Raw genomic sequence first — 19470 nt, forward strand, 5'->3', positions numbered from 1 at the left:
GTATTTGACATTTCGAAAATTAAACCTTACTCTTTCCCTGACCTTCACCAGAGAAAATCTTTCGATGACTACCTTATTCCAGCGTACGACCGACGAATGGCGCGATATCGGCGGCCTCGATACCGCAGAAGAAATCGCTCACCAGCCGGCCTTGTGGCGCGAGCTGGCGACGCATCTGGGCGCGGAACAAAGCCGCATCGCCGCCTTCCTCGGCGACAGCCTGCGCAGTTCGCAGCAGCGCGTGATCCTGACCGGCGCCGGCAGCTCGGCGTACGTGGGCGAAATCATTGCGGACGAAATCAACGCCGCGTGGCCGTGCCAGGTGCGCGCCATTTCGACCACCAGCTTGTTGACCCACCCTGCCCTGTATCTGGAAACCGGCGCGCCGACGCTGCTGGTGTCCTTCGCCCGCAGCGGCAACAGCCCGGAGAGCACCGCCGCCGTTCAATTGGTGCGCGATCTCGTGCCGAATGCGCGCTTCCTCAACATCACCTGCAATGCGGAAGGCGCACTGGCGCAGCAAAGCGCCGGCGATGCCGATACCTTGAATCTGCTGATGCCCCCGGCTAGCTGCGATCGCGGCTTCGCCATGACCAGCAGTTTCACTTGCATGCTGCTGGCGGCATTGAGCGTGCTTGATCCTGACTTCCAGCCGGAGCGCTTGAGTAAGTTGGCCGATTTGGGCGAGCAAGCAGCCGAGCAATGGGGGGCACCGGTAGCAAAGTTGGCGGCGGAGCGCGTGTCGCGCGTGATTTATCTCGGCAGCGGCCCGCTGGAAGCGCTGGCGAAAGAAGCCGCGTTGAAGATCATGGAATTGACCGCAGGCGCGGTGATGACGATGGCGAATAGCGCTCTCGGTTTCCGTCACGGCCCGAAAGCCGCCGTTACGTGCGACACGCTGGTGCTGCTGTTCCGCAGCGCCGATCCGCTGTCGCGCCGCTACGAACACGATTTGCTGGAGGAACTGCGCCGCGACCAGGTGGCGGCGCACGTGCTGACCATCGGCGCGGGCGGCGACTTCGCCATTGATACGCCGGCATGGCCGGATGCGTGGCTGGCGCCTCTGTGGCTGCTGATGGCACAGCAATACGCGCTGCATCAATCGGCGCTGCTGCAACTGCGTCCTGATAATCCTTTCACGGGCGGCATCGTGAACCGCGTGGTTCAAGGCGTCACCATTTATCGCCATGACGAATTCTAAAAACGGCTACCACGGCATCGACATCGGCGGCACCAAGATTGAGTTGGTGTCGTTTGCCGAGGAAGATGCTCAATTACGCGAAGTCCACCGCGAGCGCATCGCCACACCCGGCACCGACTTCGCCGAATTCATCGCCGCCATGCAGGGCTTAATCGCCCGCGCCGACGAGGCATTGGGCCTGCGCGCGCCGGTCGGCATCGGCCTGCCCGGCGTGATCGACAGCGTGACCGGCCGCCAGCTCAGCTCCAACGTGCCGGCGCTGAACGGCCGTTTGGTGGTGCAATCGCTGGAAGAAGCGCTGGAGCGCCCACTCGCCATCGGCAACGATTGCCAGTGCTTCGCCTTGTCCGAAGCGCAGGGCGGCGCGGCTGATGGCCTGGCGACCATGTTCGGCGCGATTCTTGGCACCGGCGCGGGTGGCGGTTACTGCGCCAATGGGCGCTTGATGCGCGGCTCCAACGGCGTCGCTGGCGAATGGGGCCACTGGCCGCTGGCCGCATCGCTGCTAGCACCGCATGGTCTGCCGCTCTACGACTGCCCTTGCGGCAGGAAAGGCTGCCTTGAGCGCTACGTCTCCGGCCCCGGCATGCAGCAGATGTACCGCCACTTCGGCGGCGGCGATGAAACACCGCTGACCATCGTCGCCCGCGCGCAAGCCGGTTCCGCGACGGCGCAACAAACGCTGGACGTGCATCTCGATCTTCTGGGCCATGCACTGGCCACGCTGGTGATCACGCTCGATCCGCACGCGATTGTGCTGGGCGGCGGCTTGTCGCAACTGGCGCATTTGTACGAAAAACTTCCGGCAGCGATGAACCGCCACCTGTTCTCGGGCGTCCGCACGCCTCCCGTCCTGCCGCCTGCTTTTGGCGATGCCGGCGGCGCGCGCGGTGCAGCCCTCCTCGCCCGTCAACAACTGAGTTAAACATGAAGACCACCGATTCCCTGTCCCCCGTCCAGCAAATCATTGCCGCGCACCGCCGTGGCGACGCCACCGGCCTGTATAGCGTGTGCTGCAGCCACCCGAGCGTGCTGCGCGCCGCCATGCGCGTTGCCGCGATCTATGACACCGTGCTGCTGGTCGAAGCGACCTCGAATCAGGTCGATCAGTTCGGCGGCTACACCGGCATGACGCCGTCGCAGTTCGTCGACTACGTGCATGCGCTAGCGGGCGCTCAAGACTTCCCGCTGGAGCGCCTCGTGCTGGGCGGCGATCACCTCGGCCCCAATGCGTGGCAAGGACTGGATGCAGCCACCGCCATGCAGCACGCCGAAACGCTGATCGCGGCCTACGCGGCGGCCGGCTTCCACAAAATCCACCTCGATTGCTCGATGCGCTGCGCCGACGATCCGCAATACCTGAGCGATGAAGTGATTGCCGCCCGCTCCGCGCGCCTGTGCATCGTCGCCGAGCAGGCAGCCAAACAAGCCGGCCTGCCGCCGCCGGTGTACGTGATCGGCACCGAGGTGCCGATTCCGGGTGGCGAAGCAAACTTGGCCCAAGCAGGCGCAGTCACCTCGCCGGAAGCGGCCAAGCGCACGCTGGACGTGCACCGCAAAGCCTTCATAGATCAGAACCTGCACGCCGCATGGCGGCGCGTGATTGCGATGGTGGTGCAGCCGGGCGTGGACTTCGACCACACCCACATCCAGCACTACGATGCGAAGCAGACCACCGAATTGTCGGCCTTCGTGGCCGGCCAGCCGGGCATCGTGTTCGAGGCCCACTCCACCGACTACCAGCGCGAATCGGCGCTGCACGCCATGGTGCGCGACCATTTCGCCATCCTCAAGGTCGGCCCGGCCGCCACCTTCGCCCTGCGCGAGGCGCTGATGGCGCTGTGCCAAATCGAAGAAGAACTGGTGCCGGCCGGCCAAGTCTCGCGCCTGATGCAAGTACTGGACGAGACCATGCTGGCGCAGCCCAAGCACTGGGCCAAACACTACCCCGGCAGCGGCGCCGAACAGCGCCTGCTGCGCCGCTACGGCCTGAGTGACCGCTGCCGCTACTACTGGGGCGAAGCGCCGGTGGTAGCCGCCGTCGAGAAACTGGTCGCCAATCTGGACGCGCTGGAGATTCCGCTGTCGCTGCTAAGCCAGCACCTGCCGGAGCAGTATCTGGAAGTGCTGCAAGGCCAATTGGCGGCCAAGGCCAACGCCCTGCTTGAGCACAAAATCGGCCGCCTGCTGGCGCAGTACGCGCGCGCCTGCAACCGCAACGCCGCCGCTGGCAGCAACGAACAGATTAGCGCCGCTGCCGCAATCTGTTAAGCTGCCATATTTGAAAAATTATCAGCACAGCCATGCGACATACCAGTCAACGCCGCGCCTCGATTTTGCAGGCGCTCACCCAACACGGTTCGGTGCAGGTCAACGAACTGGTAGAGCAGTTGGGCGTTTCCGCGGTGACCATCCGCACCGATCTAAGTGCGCTTGAATCCCAAGGGCTAGCCACGCGCAGCCACGGCGGCGCCACCCTCGCCCGCACGCCGCCGACCGAACACACGGTGCCGCAGAAGGATGCCATCAACCACGAGCAGAAAGCGCGCATCGGCGCCTACGCCGCGCGAATGGTGCAGCCGGGCGATAACATCATCATCGACTCCGGCACCACCACCATCTCACTGGCGCGCCATTTGCGCGAGGCGCAAAACATCACGGTCATGACCAACGGCCTGAATATCGCTTGGGAGCTGGCCGACGCGCCGGGCGTGGATTTGATCCTGACCGGCGGCCTGCTGCGCAAGCAATCGCTGTCGATTCAAGGCACGCAGGCCGAAGCCTGCTTGCAGGCCTACAGCTTCGATAAGCTGTTCCTCGGCGTGGACGGTTTCGATTTGCAGTTCGGCGTCACCACCCACCACGAGGCGGAGGCCAGCCTGAATCACAAGATGGTGGAACGCGCCAAGAAGATCATCGTGCTGACCGACGCCTCCAAGTTCGGCCGCGTAAGCCTGCACCGCATCGTACAATTGGATCGCGTGCACACGGTGATCACCGACGCCGGCATCAGCCCGGAATACCGCGACGGCCTGCTGGAAGCGGGCATCGAAGTCTTGATCGCGGAGTGATGCTGTGCTGAGTGGACGTATTCTCACCCCGAACGGCTGGATCAACGGCAGCATCAGTTTCGACCAGCGGATTCAACACATCCGCGAAGACAACAACGCGGATAGCACGCTCACCATCCTGCCCGGCTTTGTCGACCTGCACGTGCACGGCGCGGCTGGTGTCGACATCATGCAAGGCGGCGACGCTGGCGCCACTGTGGCGCGCGCGCATGCGAAGCATGGCACCACCGCCATGCTGGGCACCACCATGACCGCCACCGACAACTCGATCCGCCGCGCCCTGCGCGGGCTGGCGCCGGCGATAGCCGAGCGGCCAACCGGCGGCGCGCGCATGCTGGGCGTGCACCTGGAAGGCCCGTTCCTCAGTATCCACCGCCTTGGCGCGCAGCCTGCGGATGCCATCGCGGTCGGCAGCATGGACTTGGTGCGCAGCTATCATGAGCTGGCGCCGATCCGCGCCATGACTTTGGCGACGGAAGTGGACGGCCACCTGGAATTGATCCCGCAATTGAATGAACTCGGCATCCGCGTGCAGATTGGCCATAGCAATGGCACCTATGAAGACGGCGTGGCCGCGCTGAAGGCCGGTGCGGCTGGCTTCACGCACCTGTACAACGGCATGACCGGACTGAATCACTACAAGCCCGGCATCGTCGGCGCAGCGCTGGCGCACGCAGAGTACGCGGAGATTATCCCGGACTTGCAGCACGTGGAGCCGGGCGCGATCCGCGCAGCCTTGCGCGCCATCCCGCGCTTGTACGGTGTGACCGATGCAACGTCGGCCACCGGCATGCCGGACGGCGAGTATGGGCTTGGCAGCCAGCGCGTCTACAAGTGCCTGGGTTGCGTGCGACTGGCGACCGGTTCGCTGGCCGGCAGCGTGCTGACGATGGATCAAGCACTGCGCAATTTCGTCGGACTTGGCTTGGACTTGGCCGATGCTTCGAATCGCTTGTCGCTCTACCCGGCGGACTATCTCGGCGAGACCGAGCGTGGTCGCCTCGCTCCGGGTGCATGGGCGGACATTGTGGTGCTCAACGCAGAATTACAACCGGTGGCCGTCTTCGTGGAAGGTGAAGCCATCGATCTAACCACCAACTAGCCGGAGACTCGATGCAAGCACGCGCCATGGGATTTTTATTGTTCATTGCAGGGATGGGTGGACTGCTTTACGGAATTGACGTTGGCATTATCGCGGGTGCGTTGCCTTATCTTGAATCGACGGCGTCGGTGGCGTGGCGTTTGAGCGCGCAGCAACTAAGTTTTATCGTAGCGGCGGTGCTGCTTGGCTCCGTGCTGTCTTCTTTATTTGCCGGTGCACTGGCCGATTGGATCGGCCGCCGCTGGGCGATGGTGTTGTCCGGCGTGCTGTTCACGCTCAGTATTCCCTTGATCGCGCTGGCTGATGGTTATATTCCGCTGCTGCTGGGCCGCTTGCTGCAAGGCGTGAGCGGTGGCTTGATTGGCGTGATTGTGCCGCTGTACTTGGCCGAGTGCCTGCACGCGCGTCAACGCGGACGCGGTGCAGCCTTGTTCCAGCTGCTGCTGACGATTGGTCTGGTGGCGGCGGCGGTGATTGGTTTGATGCAGGCAAATTCGGTGGAAAGCGCTACCGCCGCTGCACAGCATTTGGCCGAGAGCGAGCGCACCGCTGCGGTGTTTGCGGCCAAGGATCATGCGTGGCGCAGCATCTTCTGGTGGTGTTTGACGCCGGGCCTCATCTTCACGTTAGGCGCGCTGCTGCTGGCCGAGTCGCCGCGCTGGCTGGCGCGCCGCGGCCGCATTGAGGAAGCACGCACCGCCCTGCTGCGCACCCGCCCTGCTGACGAAGCGGAAGCCGAACTGCGCGAGATTCAGCAAGCCCTCGCGCCAGACACCTCCACGGCCAACGCCGCCGTGACGGGCCGCGCCGCCGATCCGCTGATCAGCCGCCGCTACATGCTGCCCTTCCTGCTGGCCTGTTTGATCCTCGCGCTGAACCAGGCGACCGGCATCAACTCTGTGCTGGCCTACGTGGTCAACATCCTGAATCAAGCCGGCTTGCCTGGCGCGACCGCCAACGCCGGCGACGTCGCCCTGAAAGTCCTGAACGCGCTGATGACCATCGTGGCCGTGGTGCTGGTAGACCGCAAGGGCCGCAAGTTCCTGCTGATGCTGGGCACCGGCTGCATCGTCACCGCGCTGCTGGCCGCCGGCCTGCTGTTCCGCAGCGCCGAAGCTGAGCAGCGCGATGTGCGCCCGATGCTGCAAGCCCAAATCCAGTCCGACAGCCTGTCGCTGCGCCTGGACGCCGCGACACTGCAATCCTTCGGCGCAGCCAATGCAGCACAAGCCCCAGTACAATTGACGGTAGCCTATTCTTACGGCCCGTTCACCAACGTGCAAACCCGCCGCAGCGACGACGCAGCCCTGCCGCTGCTGCACCTGAGCCGGGAAGACACCGTGCAAGCCGATAGCGTGATCGGCGTCTTCTTCCGCAAGCTGCATCTGAATCCATTTGCCGATCCGGCAGAAGGCTTGAACGCGCCGCTGCGTATCGAGCGCGCCGACATCGCCGCAGTGCCGTCAACCTCGCACGGCTGGCAAGTGGCGCTGGCCATGTGCCTGTTCGTGGCTGGCTTCGCGGTTGGCCCAGGCGTGTGCGTTTGGCTGGCGCTGTCGGAGCTGATGCCAACCCGCATCCGTTCCAACGGCATGAGCATCGCGCTGCTGATCAACCAATTCGTCTCGACCATGATCGCCGCAACCTTCCTGCCCACCGTGGGGCAGTACGGCTACGCGACCATGTTCTTCTGGTGGGCCGGCAGCACCCTGCTCTACTTCCTCACCGCCGCCTTCCTGCTGCCCGAGACCAAGGGCAAAACGCTGGAAGAAATCGAAGCCCGCTTCGCCCGCTGAAATCTTAACGGGGTACTCACGATGAATACCGGCTGCGCCTCATTACGATCCTAAAAAGCACCCCGAACGAAAGGGTCTGACCCCGTACGGGGTCAGACCCTGGCCGCAGCGGTGTGCGGGTTGGGTTGGTGCCGCGCGCTTTTAAAACTCGTGCAACGTCAACCCCATCACCCCAAATTTAAGCGGGCGTCAAGCATTCCGCTAGCGTCAATTCCAGCAGCGGGAAGTGGCCCGTTTCGACTTTGAAGAACGCCGCCTGTGGGAAGATCGCTTCCCACACGGCGCGGTCTTTTTCCGCGTCGATCATCGGATCGTAAGCGCCGAACAGCACCGCCACCGGGCCGGTGAACGCGCTTTGCACCGGCGTGTGATCGAGCGCCGAGAAATCATCCGAAGTCGCCACCGAGGTCGGGCCATCGAAAGCGCCCGGCTGCTGGATCAACTCGGCGAACGAGCGTGCCGCATCCGGGCCGGCGCTCGGGCCGAAGTACAGCTCCGTGACATCCGGCAGCAAGGACAGCGCGCCAAACACGTCCCAGAAACGCGGACGACCCGGATCATCTTCGTACATCGCCAGCGCGGTAGCCAGTTTGCCCGCATGCGGATGGTCGGTATGGACGCGGAATGCGCGGCGCGCCAGGCGCAGGGCCGCATCCTCCGGGTTGAAGGTCGGCGCCAGCAGCACCACGTCCTTGACCAGCTCCGGCGCCTGGCGCGCCAAATGCACCGCAAGGTGGGCGCCAAACGAGCTGGCCATCACGGTCAGCGGCCCACCCGCTTCGGCGGCCACACGGCGGAATTCGGCCAGCGCCGCTTCCAGCAAGTCCAGGTAGGGACGCGCCGCGCACGGCTTGGCCAGCGGCTGATGCCACCAATGGACGTGATGCGCGTCCGGGTAGCGGGCGCGCTCAAACACCGGGCCGAGCGCCGGGCCGCCGTGCAAATAAAAAACCGAGGGTGCTGCCATGATCTCTCCTTAGCTAGTGCATCCGGCATTGTAAACATTGTTGATTGACATTGCCAAAATCCGGCCTCAAGATCAGGAGATGAAAAAATTCCTCCTCGCCCTCCCCCTGCTGCTGGCCGCAGCCGCCCCGATCCACGCGCAAGTGCTGTCGGTGCGCGACCAAGCCACCGTGGTCAACGAGCTGCTGGTTGACCGTTTCGACAACCTGCTGCCCAACATCATGGCGCAAACCGGCATCGATATGTGGGTGGTGGTCTCGCGCGAATACAACGAAGATCCCGTCCTGAAAACCATGCTGCCGGCAGAATGGCTGAACGCCCGCCGCCGCACAGTGCTCGTGTTCTACCGCGACGCCAAGACCGGCAAGGTAGAACGGCTGGCGGTGGCGCGCTACAACGTCGGCAAGAGCATCGCCGCCGCATGGGACATGAAGAAATTCCCTAACCAGTGGGACGCGCTGGTGGACATCATCAAGCAGCGCAATCCGGCCAAGATCGCGCTCAACACCTCGACCCACTTCGGGCACGCGGACGGCATCGACCACACCGAGTACACCGAACTGCTGGCCGCCCTGCCCGCCGATCTGAAAAAACGCGTCGTCTCGGCAGAGCCGCTGGCCGTGCGCTGGCTGGAATCGCGCACCGCGCGCGAGATGCACATCTACCCGCAACTGGTGAACGCCACCCACAAGATTATCGAGGAAGGGTTTTCCGAACGCGTGATCACGCCGGGCATCACCACGGCTGACGATGTCGTATGGTGGTTCCGCCAAAAAATCCGCGACCTGGGCTACGACACCTGGTTCCATCCATCGGTGGAAATCCAGCGCGCCGGCAAGGGCTTGTCCAACGCTGACGTGATCGTGCCGGGCGACCTGCTGCACGTCGACATCGGCATTACCTACCTGCGCCTGAACACCGACATCCAGGAACACGCTTACGTGCTGAAACCGGGCGAAACCGCGGCGCCGGCCGAGTTGAGCAAAGCCTTCGCCAGCGCCAACCGCCTGCAAGACATCCTGACCTCGCACTTCAAGCAAGGCCGCAGCGGCAACCAGGTGCTGGCCGCGTCGCTGCAACAGGCGAAAGCCGAGGGCATCAACGCCACCATCTACACCCATCCGATCGGCTACCACGGCCACGCGGCCGGCCCGGCCATCGGCATGTGGGATATGCAAGGCGGCGTGCCCGGCACCGGCGACGACGTGCTGCGCTATGGCACCGCTTACTCGATCGAACTGAACGCAGCGACCGCCATCCCGGGCTGGAAAGAGCCGGTGCGCATCATGCTGGAAGAGGATGCCTATTTTGATGAAAGTGGCGTCCGCTACATCAACGGCCGGCAGAAATCGCTGTTCCTCCTGCCCCGGCCTGCCCCATCTGTTGAATAGGGAAAACAAATAGTTCCAGCAGGCTCAGTAGTGCCACAAGCGCACGACATTTGCGATGATACGGGGGATGGAGACGCCAGGCCAAAGCGTCCCTCCCCCTTCTCTTTTTTTGGCCCCTCTCAACAGGAGCACGCTTATGAACTCGTTTGTGGAACCGCTGACCACCGCCGCCCGTAACCATGCGGAGGCCCGCATTGACTATTACACTGACCTCAGCCAATCGGTACTGCGCTCGCTGCGCCAGCTATCCGACGTGCATGCGCAATTCAGCCGCGAGTCGCTGGACGACGCCACCACTGCGCTGCGTTATGCGCTGCTGACCTCGCCCGAGGAACGCAGCGCCGAGAATGCGCCTTTGCAGCCAGGAGAGATTTTGCAGAAGCTGCAAGCGTATCACCAGCGGCTGACGCAGGTGGCAGCGGAATTCCAGTCCGACATCAACCAGATCGCGCAGGAACACGTGCCGCAAACCGCGCGCACCGCGAGCGAGCTGGCTGACGCCGGACGCCAGGCTGCCAACAAGCACCTGGCCGACGAGGCCAGCCGCTTTGCCGCCATCGCCCAGCAAAATCAGGCGCTGCAACAGCCGCAGTCCATGCAGAGCGCGGGCGAAGGCAATAAGAGCTAGAGGAAACGCTCCGGGATATCGGCGGCAAAAGGATACAGGGAGAAATACGGCTTGGACTCATCCAGCACTTGCTTCACCGAAGGGCGGCTGATCAAGCGCTCGAAGTAGCTCTGCAAGTGCTGGTATTCCTCCGGGAAGGGCAACAGCGTGGCGGCGTAAAACAACGCCGGCGCCGCCGCGCAATCGGCCAGGCTAAAGGCCTCGCCGCACATCCAGCTGCGCGTCGCCATGCGCTTTTCGATCATCTTGTAGGCCGTCTTGAGCTTGGTGCGCTCCTTGGTCTGGTCGCAGCTCAGGCCGGTCAAGTGCGCGTTGACGATGGTTTGCATCGGCTCCTGCACGTAATTGTCGAAAAAGCGATCCCACAGGCGCACATCCAGCGCGCCGTCCCAATCGGCTGGAATCATCAGCTGCGCGCCGGGATAGTGGCGGTCTAAATATTCAATGATAATCGAGGTTTCCGGGATGTCGCGCCGCTGCGTGTGGTCGCGCAACACGGGGAATTTGCACAGCGGCCAGATGGCTTCCAGCTCGGCGCGATCCGCTTCCTCGCCCAGATTAATGATGCGCTTGTCGAACTGCGTGCCGTTCTCGTACAGCGCAATCAGCACCTTGTGACAGAACGAGGCCAGCGGGTGGTAATACAGGGTCAGGGACATATCAGCTCCAGAATGCGATACCAAAGATTTCAGCACATGATACTTCAGCGGCAATGATAGCGGCAGACAGTATTAACTGGGACACTCCCGTCCGTCTAAAGCCGGGCAATCACGCACCGGCGGACCACTGAACGGGACCCTAAAAAATGCGCCACGCTATCACTCTGACTCTCCTCGCCCTCTGCGCCTTCAGTAACAAGAGCTTTGCCGAAGACGCCAGGCCGGCCCAGCCCAGCGACAGCCTCGTCGCCGGCATCGGCCTTGCCTACATGCCGGAATACGCCGGCGCCGACAAGAGCCGCGTGCTGCCGCTGCCCTTCCTCGAAAAGACCTATGCCAACGGCGTATTCCTCAGCACCCAGCGCGGCATCGGCTACGAGACCAAGGTTGGCGATTTCAAAGTGAGCGCCGCGCTGGGCTACGACGGCGGGCGCGAGGACCACAAGAAGAACTACTTCTCCGGCTCGGATGCGCTGAAAGGCATGGGCGAAATCAAGGGCTCGGCGCAAGCGGTGCTGAGCGTGGGCTACCAATTGGGCTCAGTCGGCTTGGGTCTGACCACCAAGCAGAACATCAACCACCGCGAGTACGGCGCCACCTACACGCTGTCGGCCAACACGCCGCTGTACAGCGATGCCACCGACCAGATCGGCTTGGGCATGTCGGCGACCTATGGCGACAGGAAGCACATGCAAACCTACTACGGCGTGACGGAGCGCCAAAGCATCTATTCCAACTATCGCCCGTACACCGCCAAGGCCGGCTTTGAAAACGTAAATGTGGGCGTCAACTGGAGCCACGTGATCGACAGTAACTGGTCGGTGCGCAGCGCGCTGGGCGCCAGCCGCCTGATGACCGACGCGGCCGACAGTCCGCTCACCAAGCGCAAAACCACGCCAATGGTGATGACCGCGCTGATCTACAAGTTCTAAGCGCGCTTGGGGTATCATTGATGAAAACTCATCACAGGTTACCCGTTGTCTGATTCCCTCACCTCCCGCACCTTGCCGAGTGCCGTGGCCGGCCTTGTTGGCACTGCCACCGTGCTCGCCCTGCTCTACTTCGGCCGCGACGTCCTGATTCCGATCACGCTGGCGTTTATCTTCAGCTTCCTGATTGCGCCGTTCGTGCGGGCCTTGCGCCATCTTGGGCTTGGGCAGACCACGTCGGTGATTACCGGCGTGCTGGTGGTAACGGCAACGCTACTGGCCATCGGCGCGGTGATCGTGCAGCAGGTGGGCGCCATGGGCGCGAGTTTGCCCAAGTATCAGGACACCATCGCCAGCAAGATCGAAACGCTGGACGAGCTGACGCGCGGCACCCTGGGCAGCCTCGGCGGGCCGGCGGGACAGTTGATCGAGCATTTCACCAACGAGAATTCTTCCGGTGGCGCGCAGCCGGTGCAGCTGGCTGATGGCAGCGTAAAGACGCCGGTGCTGGTGGAGATTCACGAGCCGGCCTTGAAACCGTTCCAATTGCTGGGCAAGGTGGCAGCATCGGTGTGGCCGCCGTTGGAGACGGCCGGCATTGTGTTCGTGGTGCTGATCTTTGTGCTGCTGGAGCACGAGTCCCTGCGCGACCGCTTCATCCGGCTGGCCGGTGGCGGCGATTTGCGCGCTACCACCATTGCCGTGAATGACGCGGGCGAGAGGCTGTCGCGTTTCTTCATTTCGCAATTCCTGGTGAACATTGCGACGGGTCTGGCCGTGTGGCTGGGCTTGAGCTTGCTGGGTCTGGGGCAAGCGCTGTTGTGGGGCACCATGACGGCGGTGCTGCGCTTTATTCCCTACGTTGGCGTGTGGATGGCGGCGTTTTGCGCAACCTTGCTGGCGGCGGCCGTTGATCCGGGCTGGTCACTGGCCTTGATGACGCTGGGCTTGTTCCTTGCGGTCGAGATCATTGTTGCGCAAACCATCGAGCCCAAGCTGTATGGACATACCACGGGCATGTCGCCGCTGTCGGTGGTGGTATCGGCGATATTCTGGAGCTGGATTTGGGGGCCGGTGGGCTTGGTGCTGTCGACGCCGCTGACCTTGTGCCTGGTGGTGGCTGGGCGCTACATCCGCGCCTTGAAAGTGCTGGAGATTATGTTCGGCGAACTGCCGGCGCTGACCATGCCGCAGAACTTCTACCAGCGCGCGCTGTCGGGCGACGCGCATGAAATCGTCAGCAGCGCCAAGCGCTACATGCAGCACAAATCGCTGGCCGAGTACTGCGACGGCGTACTGCTGCCGGCGCTGCATCTGGCGAATTTTGATTTGAAAGACCGCGCGATTACGCCGGATGAGGAAGAGAAAGTCACCTCCTCCATCATCGCCGTGATTGAGGCGCTGAGCGGAAATCCGAAGTGGTGGAAAAAGCGCAAGCGCAGCAGCGTGTTGACGGGCGGCGGCATTGGCCGTCAACTGCGCGAGCGGCGCATTTCCGATACCGGTGAATGGCAAGGTTCGTTCGACGTGCCGGCCGGTAGCTTGGTGCTGAGTATTGGCCTTGGCTCGGCCTACGCGGAACTGGCAACCGAAATCCTCGTCCGCATCCTGCGCGAGCAAAAAATCGACGCCCGCAGCATGAGCTACGAAGACCTCGACAAACCAACGCCACCGGAGGCAACGCCGGAGCTGGTGGCGATCGTGTGCCTGGTCAGCGTCAACCCGCTGCAGGATTGCGAACTGATGACGCAAGCCTTGGAACGCATGCGCAAGGATCTCCCCCACTGCAAACAATTCGCGCTGCTGCTGCCAAGCCCGTTCGAAAACGCCGACCTCAAAACCTGCGTCTTCCCAACCGCCGATCATGTCTCCCGCTCCTACGACGATGCCGTGCATCGCTGCCAGCTAGCGATGAAAGGCCGCGCAACCTTGTGACATCAGGATCGGCCAGTTCGACCAGGGCGCGACCGGGCGACAAGTTTGTTCACAAATTGCCTGTCAAACCCTGGCTCACAACACAATGTTTCGTGCGGAATTATCAGTGATGTGGTGTTCACTACGGCTCCGGGGGCAAGTGCCTCCTTCAACGCCAATTCGGAACTGAATTTTCTATCTCCATGAATCCAGATGTTTGGGGGGATGTGTACGTAATGCGTCTTCAGTCCCGGCCTGGTGAACTCATACGCTACGGCGCCGGCAAAATAGAAAATTAGGCACCCTGCTATTTGTTGAGGGGTTGGAGTGCGCGCCCCCAGCGGCTCTAAGATCGATCGATAGAGCGCTTCATCGAATGAGCCTGGCGTAACCACCGGAATTTCCCAATTTCTTGTATCGATCGCTTCCTGAGCCACGACGATTCCCTGGGTCGATTCCTGTGAGAGCGCATAGTCAATGAGGTGTCCGAATGCTTTTATTTTGGTTTCCAAGCCCTTCGCAGTAAACGAGCCTGGCTGATTGGCAACTACCCTGTTTTCCACCGTCTCGATAGCGATGGAAGCGGCTACCAATTTGGCGCCGAGGCCTCGCCCCAGAAAACTGTCTTTGATGTAGGTGAATGTGCTGCAATCCGATAAGAAGTGGCGGAACATTCCCGCTTCTACGATTGTTCCATTCTCATCGTGGTACAAAATGAATCCAGGCTCCCCAGATCTGGTTATCGGACAAAGGTAAAAGTCCGCGTCGAGAATCGGATGCCTTATCTTCGTGGTTCGATCTATTTGCAGCCCGTTGCTGAGTTTTGGCCTCGTCGCTACCGAACTGTTGAGCATCGGATGAAAGCCGTCATTTCTGATCGCGCTGACGCCCAAAAATTCCTCCAAGCTTTGTGTCCAGTAAGGTGGTGCGATAGGGGGCCGTCCGTTCACTAGGGATGATCCTTTCAAAATTCTGGGATACTGGTTGCAGCAGTCGTGAGGGGCCGGTCACGTCCTGGCGTCATCAAAAAGCGGGTTGCTCGGCAGTGTGGAGTGGCGTCCTTGCGTGTTTGCCTAAATCGGCATTTTGATTTCTGTGAACAATCTATGGCACCGTGAATCAATCCCAAGTCCACGGTGAGTCAATGCCATCCAACTGCGCATCATTTTGATGCCCTTCGCTAACTGCGCGCAACGATTGGATAAAATTATCCAATAGAGCAGGCTCGGAAATCAAAAAAAGGTTGGCCTCACTGGCGACGTTCTTCTTCCCGAAATCTGAGTACTCGGATTGCATGGCGATTGAAACTAAGAGCTTGCCACGGTCATGGAAATGCAACCGGGCACTCAACGCTCCCGAACCATATTCAGGGCCAAATTCGCCGAAACGCAAATCATACAGGCCGCCGTATATATGATCCTTGAATCTATGCAGGTCAATAACAGTCTCTCGTAGGCTGTGATGGCCAACGTACACCTTATTCGAAAACATCGATGTGCCATCGCATGCTTCAACACGAAGCTCTACCATGTCCTCATCCTGCCAGATTTTCGTAAACCTTAGCTTCGGTTGCAAACCTGTTCTCCAATTTCCAATGAGCGTGAGCCCAATTCCGTAATCTTTGCCAGACCAGCCCCTACGTGAAGGCTTTTTGGTTCCTTTTATGGCACTGGGTGCGCTTTGACCTCAACTCAAGCGCTGCCAGCAGCTTCGGTCAGCATTGCTTAGGGCGTTGCCACGCCGCTGCTTCCGGGCGGCGCGATTCGTCTGCGTAGGTAGTCCGCCACTTGTGGATCGAGTCGATCCAGATCAAACTGGCCTTGCTCGATCATTCCTGCGTTAGCACCGCAAACGAATGCCTTGGTGGCCCAGCCTTTTGAAGTGTCCGGCGGAATTAGCTTCTTGTAATCGGCCTCAACCTGGGACGGAACCTGTTTGTTGAGCATGTTATCAAGTTCAGCCTTAAGACCTTGAGGAGCCGTCAGCGCATTGACCTCGTCCAGAAGTTCACCTCGCACGCGTATGTTCTCCAGCAGGAGGTCGGCATGACGTTTCTGCCAAGCCGCAACGGCAGCAGTCAGGTTGTCGCGCGCAGATTTGTCCGCGCTCGCACAATATGCTTCGACCTTCTTCAATAGCGATTGGGTCATCGCAGGCGAATATGCTGCACGTCCGCGCACAAATGATTCATCGACAGCGGCTGAGCCTTGAGCGGCGACGATGCCGGGTAAGGCAAGCGCCAAAATGAAAGTCTTCACGGCGTGCTCGCGCATTCTACAAGTTTGGCCGGCGCTGGCGATTGAAACGTCACCACCTTGCCGCACACTGTGTATGCAATTTTAGCCGGGAGTGCACGCGGATTGTCGATGCGTGCAGTATGTAGCAGCTCAGGCTTCTGCTTGTTCGCCGAGAATAATTTCACCACCGATGGCCCATCGCTCCCATCAGGCGCGCTTACTTCGACCGTCAAACCGCCTAAGCCAATACTTTGAGATTCCCCGTACATTGGGATCGTCACTACAGTTGACTCGCGCAAGGGCGCATTCTGGACGGTGATTTCAAATGAGGTAGATCCTTCCGGCTGCTGGGCCTCTGCACCAACCATGGTGCCAATGAACAGTAAAACAAGCAAAATTCTCTTCATAAATCCTCGCGGCATTAATATTAATCAGAATAACATCTTGCTCATTTGAAAAGTACGCTAATTGTCACCGATGCCGGCGTACTCCTCTATCGAGGCATTGAGCCACCGGAGCGAATGATATAGGCTATTGTTTTTTAACCATCTCTCCCGCATGACCGATTTCCGGGCGCCGTTATTGCTCATTTTGTCGATGGCGGCAGCCACCGCCGCCGCCGTCGAACCTCTGCCCCCTTGGAGCGCCAGCCTGTCGCATCGGGCCTGGACCAAGCAGGATGGCGCTCCCTCCAATCCCAGCGCGATGCTGCAGGACCAGACCGGCATGCTGTGGTTCGGCGCTTCCAACGGCCTGTTCCGCTTTGACGGCGTGCGCTTCGAACGGGTGGACGAAATCGGCGGCCAGCCGCTGCTGTCGCCGAATGTGTTCGCACTGGGCCTGTTCGACGATGCGCTGTGGCTGGGCTACGCCCACGGCGGCATCAGCGTGTTCAAGCATGGCGCTGTGCGCCACTACCGCGAGGCGGACGGAATTCCGTCCAGCGCCATCCTACAGTTCGGCAAAACTGCCGATGGCACGCAATGGTTCTCCTCGCCGGCCGGCATTTATAGGCTCGATGGCGAGCGCTGGCGGCGGGTACAGCCGGCCGACGGCTTGCCGGCCGGCGATCAAGCCACGCTCAATGTGCTGCACGACGGCAGCCTGCTGGTCACCCACCACGCCGGCCTGTACCGCAGCGTGCCCGGCACGCACCGTTTCCGCAAGGTCGGCGAGTTTGGCAGCATGCAGCGCAGCCAGCTGACCGCCAACGGCAAGGTGCTGGTGTTTAAATTCGGCTACCCCTTGCAACTGTTCGACCCGGCCACGGAAACCTCGGCCCCGCTGCGCCTGCCAGCCGGCGTCAGCATGCCCTACAGCGTACACGCGGACCGCCGCAACGCGTGGTGGGTGGGGCCAGGGAACGGCATGCGCCTGTACACCCCGGACTTCCAACTGCAACAGCAGTTCCTGGCGCCGCAGCATTTCAGCGCCGTGCGGGTGTTCCGGCCGCCGCTCGACGACCGCGAGGGCAATCTGTGGTTCATCACCGAGAACGGTATCGACCGTATCCGCGAAAACCGGCTGGCGGTGCAGGAGATGCCACCCGGCAGCACCGATTTCAGCATCACTGCCGGCCCCGACGGCGAAGTCTGGATCAATAGCCACTCCTCGCTCGACCCGATCTCGCCGCCCACCTTCGCCATCGCCAGCGATGGACGGCGCATCGCCAGCGATATGCCGTCGGCCACCGCCGGCACGCTGGCGGCCGATGGCACGCTGTGGTTCGGCAATGTCCACTGGGTCTGGAAGCGGCGCGATGGCGAGACGCAGCGCTGGCCGCTACCGCCCGAGCTGATACAGCAACCGGTGCAGGCGATCACCATGGGCGGCGACGGCCGGCTGTGGGTCTCGGTCATGCACCGTGGCGTGCACACGTTCAAGGACGGCGCGTGGCAGGCCGGCGGTGGCCATGCCAAGCTGGCCGAACCGAGCGCCAGCGCGCTCCATACCGACGCGCAGGGCCGTATCTGGTTCGGCTACAGCGGCAACACCATGGCCATGCTCGAGCGTGGCCAGATTCGCCGCTTCAGCGCCGCCGACGGCCTGCAGGTCGGCAACGTACTGACCATGTTCAGCCGACGCGGCACGCTGTGGATCGGCGGCGACCAGGGCGTGGCGTGCTTCCACAATGGCCGCTTCGTCACCCTCAACGACAGCAACGGCCAGCCACTGGCCGGCGTCTCCGGCATCGTGGAAACGGCGCAGGGCGAACTGTGGCTGCACGGACAGGATGGACTGGTGCGCATCAGGGCCGCCGAACTAGCGACCGTCCGGCGCGGCGGCACTGGCCTGGTGGCCGCCGAGCATTTTGGTTATCTGGACGGCTACGCCGGCGCGGTGGCGCAGGTGATCCCGCTCAACACGCTGGTCGAGGCCAGCGACGGCCGCCTGTGGTATGCCACCTCCAGCAGCGTCGGCGCCATCGATCCGCGCCAGACCGCACCGCGCAACCCGGTGCCGCCCACGCCCCTGATCACCGGGCTGCGCACCGACCGCCAGCACTACCGCGCCGGCACAGGCATCGCCCTGCCCCAGCATACCCAGAGCCTGGCAATCGACTTCACCGCCGCCGTGCTGTCGGTGCCCGAGCGGGCGCGCTTCCGCACCCGGCTGATTGGGCAAGACCACGCCTGGCGCGACGCCGGCGCGTTGCGCCAGGCCGCCTACACCAACCTCGGCCCCGGCGACTACCGCTTCGAGGTGATGGCCGCCAATGAGGATGGGCTGTGGAGCGCCGCCCCGGCCAGCCTGCACTTCAGCATCGCGCCGGCGTTTTATCAGGCTAGCTGGTTCAAGCTCGCCTGCGCGGCGCTGCTGGCCAGTGCGCTGTATAGGCTGTACCGGTGGCGCATGGCGCAGATCACGGCGCGCGTAATCGACCGCATGCGCACCCGGCTCGATGAGCGCGAACGTATCGCCCGCGCGCTGCACGACACTTTCCTGCAAAGCGTGCACAGCCTGAGCCTGCGTTTCCATAATATCAAGGCGGGACTGCCGCAGGACGATGCCATCCATCAGCGGATCGACGAGGCGCTGGACGCCGCCGACGCGGTGGCCGAGGAAGGCCGCGAGCAACTGATGGACTTGCGCGTCAACCACGCCTGCCGCGGTGACCTGGCCACGGCGCTGGAAGCGGCGGGCAGCGTCGCCGCCGCCCAGCATGGCGTGGCCTTCTTGCTGCGGGAACAAGGCAAGCGCCGCGCGCTGCGGGCCAACGTGCAGGATGAGCTGTTTGCCATTACCCGCGAAGCGGTCAACAACGCGCTGCGCCACGCCGGCGGCACGGCGGTGACCGTGCTACTGGGCTACGGCGAGGAGAGCCTGGCACTGGAGGTGCGCGATAACGGACGCGGCTTGCCCGACGAGGTGCGCAGCGCCGGCCACCGCGAGCGCCATTGGGGGCTGGACGGGATGCGCGAGCGCGCTGCCGGCATCGGCGCCGAGCTGGCCATCATCGGCGGGCCCGGCGCCGGCACCAGCGTGGTGCTGACCGTGCCTGCAGCGCTTGCCTACCGCTAGCCCTGCCACTTTATTACCTTGACAACGGCAGTTTCCCGTCAGGCGAAATAGGTT

17 protein-coding genes are annotated in these 19470 nt (G+C 62.3%); 11 read left to right on the forward strand and 6 right to left on the reverse strand.

Features of this window, described 5'->3' with window-relative positions; all coding sequences use genetic code 11:
* Positions 1-64 precede the first annotated feature (64 nt).
* Genes GTP45_RS14285 through GTP45_RS14310 form a run of 6 tightly spaced genes read left to right on the forward strand, consistent with a single transcriptional unit; the run spans position 65 to position 7170 of the window.
* A complete protein-coding gene (locus tag GTP45_RS14285; RefSeq protein WP_161014542.1) occupies positions 65-1201 on the forward strand; it encodes an SIS domain-containing protein in 1137 nt (378 codons plus the stop codon).
* Positions 1188-2126 carry an ROK family protein gene (locus tag GTP45_RS14290; RefSeq protein ID WP_161014543.1) on the forward strand — a complete coding sequence of 313 codons (939 nt, stop codon included), beginning with the start codon at positions 1188-1190 and terminating at the stop codon, positions 2124-2126. Before GTP45_RS14285 ends, GTP45_RS14290 begins: the two co-directional genes overlap by 14 nt.
* 2 nt (positions 2127-2128) lie before the next feature.
* Positions 2129-3472, forward strand: a complete 1344-nt coding sequence (locus tag GTP45_RS14295) for a D-tagatose-bisphosphate aldolase, class II, non-catalytic subunit (protein ID WP_217363357.1) — start codon at positions 2129-2131, stop codon at positions 3470-3472.
* Between the two features lie 32 nt (positions 3473-3504).
* On the forward strand, positions 3505-4272 hold the full coding sequence (locus tag GTP45_RS14300) for a DeoR family transcriptional regulator (RefSeq protein WP_161014544.1): 768 nt from the start codon (positions 3505-3507) through the stop codon (positions 4270-4272).
* A gap of 4 nt (positions 4273-4276) precedes the next feature.
* Complete coding sequence (gene nagA / locus GTP45_RS14305) at positions 4277-5374, forward strand: N-acetylglucosamine-6-phosphate deacetylase (RefSeq protein ID WP_161014545.1); 1098 nt, start codon at positions 4277-4279, stop codon at positions 5372-5374.
* A gap of 11 nt (positions 5375-5385) precedes the next feature.
* Entirely contained in the window at positions 5386-7170 is a 1785-nt protein-coding gene (locus GTP45_RS14310) for an MFS transporter (RefSeq protein WP_229258460.1), read from the forward strand.
* A gap of 178 nt (positions 7171-7348) precedes the next feature.
* On the opposite strand, the gene GTP45_RS14315 is transcribed toward GTP45_RS14310, so the two are convergent.
* Positions 7349-8137, reverse strand: coding sequence for an alpha/beta fold hydrolase (locus GTP45_RS14315; protein ID WP_229258461.1), 789 nt, complete (start codon positions 8135-8137; stop codon positions 7349-7351).
* Positions 8138-8216: 79 nt separating this feature from the next.
* Here GTP45_RS14315 and GTP45_RS14320 point away from each other — a divergent pair, with 79 nt between their 5' ends.
* A complete protein-coding gene (locus tag GTP45_RS14320) occupies positions 8217-9527 on the forward strand; it encodes a M24 family metallopeptidase (RefSeq protein ID WP_161014546.1) in 1311 nt (436 codons plus the stop codon).
* 136 nt (positions 9528-9663) lie between these two features.
* Positions 9664-10155: a phasin family protein gene (locus GTP45_RS14325; RefSeq protein WP_161014547.1), complete on the forward strand. Its 492-nt coding sequence runs from the start codon at positions 9664-9666 to the stop codon at positions 10153-10155.
* Here GTP45_RS14325 and GTP45_RS14330 read toward each other — a convergent pair.
* On the reverse strand, positions 10152-10814 hold the full coding sequence (locus GTP45_RS14330; RefSeq protein WP_161014548.1) for a glutathione S-transferase family protein: 663 nt from the start codon (positions 10812-10814) through the stop codon (positions 10152-10154). The genes GTP45_RS14325 and GTP45_RS14330 overlap by 4 nt on opposite strands.
* A 146-nt stretch (positions 10815-10960) precedes the next feature.
* Between GTP45_RS14330 and GTP45_RS14335 the strand changes: the two genes are divergently transcribed.
* Positions 10961-11746, forward strand: a complete 786-nt coding sequence (locus tag GTP45_RS14335; RefSeq protein ID WP_161014549.1) for a MipA/OmpV family protein — start codon at positions 10961-10963, stop codon at positions 11744-11746.
* A 45-nt stretch (positions 11747-11791) separates the two neighbouring features.
* Positions 11792-13678: an AI-2E family transporter gene (locus tag GTP45_RS14340; protein ID WP_229258462.1), complete on the forward strand. Its 1887-nt coding sequence runs from the start codon at positions 11792-11794 to the stop codon at positions 13676-13678.
* A 2-nt stretch (positions 13679-13680) separates the two neighbouring features.
* Here the strand turns inward: GTP45_RS14340 and GTP45_RS14345 are convergent, their stop codons facing one another.
* The 4 genes from GTP45_RS14345 to GTP45_RS14360 form a co-directional block, all read right to left on the reverse strand.
* Positions 13681-14562 carry a hypothetical protein gene (locus tag GTP45_RS14345; protein ID WP_161014550.1) on the reverse strand — a complete coding sequence of 294 codons (882 nt, stop codon included), beginning with the start codon at positions 14560-14562 and terminating at the stop codon, positions 13681-13683.
* A 214-nt stretch (positions 14563-14776) separates the two neighbouring features.
* Positions 14777-15187, reverse strand: a complete 411-nt coding sequence (locus GTP45_RS14350) for a hypothetical protein (RefSeq protein ID WP_217363358.1) — start codon at positions 15185-15187, stop codon at positions 14777-14779.
* 194 nt (positions 15188-15381) lie between these two features.
* Positions 15382-15915 (reverse strand): hypothetical protein, encoded by a 534-nt coding sequence (locus tag GTP45_RS14355; RefSeq protein WP_161014552.1) that lies wholly within the window; start codon positions 15913-15915, stop codon positions 15382-15384.
* Positions 15912-16301: a hypothetical protein gene (locus GTP45_RS14360; protein ID WP_161014553.1), complete on the reverse strand. Its 390-nt coding sequence runs from the start codon at positions 16299-16301 to the stop codon at positions 15912-15914. Before GTP45_RS14360 ends, GTP45_RS14355 begins: the two co-directional genes overlap by 4 nt.
* Positions 16302-16452: 151 nt before the next feature.
* On the opposite strand from GTP45_RS14360, the gene GTP45_RS14365 reads away from it, so the two are divergent.
* A complete protein-coding gene (locus GTP45_RS14365; RefSeq protein WP_161014554.1) occupies positions 16453-19416 on the forward strand; it encodes a sensor histidine kinase in 2964 nt (987 codons plus the stop codon).
* Positions 19417-19470: the final 54 nt, after the last annotated feature.

The organism is Duganella rivi (assembly GCF_009857435.1).
In the GTDB taxonomy this organism is placed as follows: domain Bacteria; phylum Pseudomonadota; class Gammaproteobacteria; order Burkholderiales; family Burkholderiaceae_D; genus Rugamonas; species Rugamonas rivi.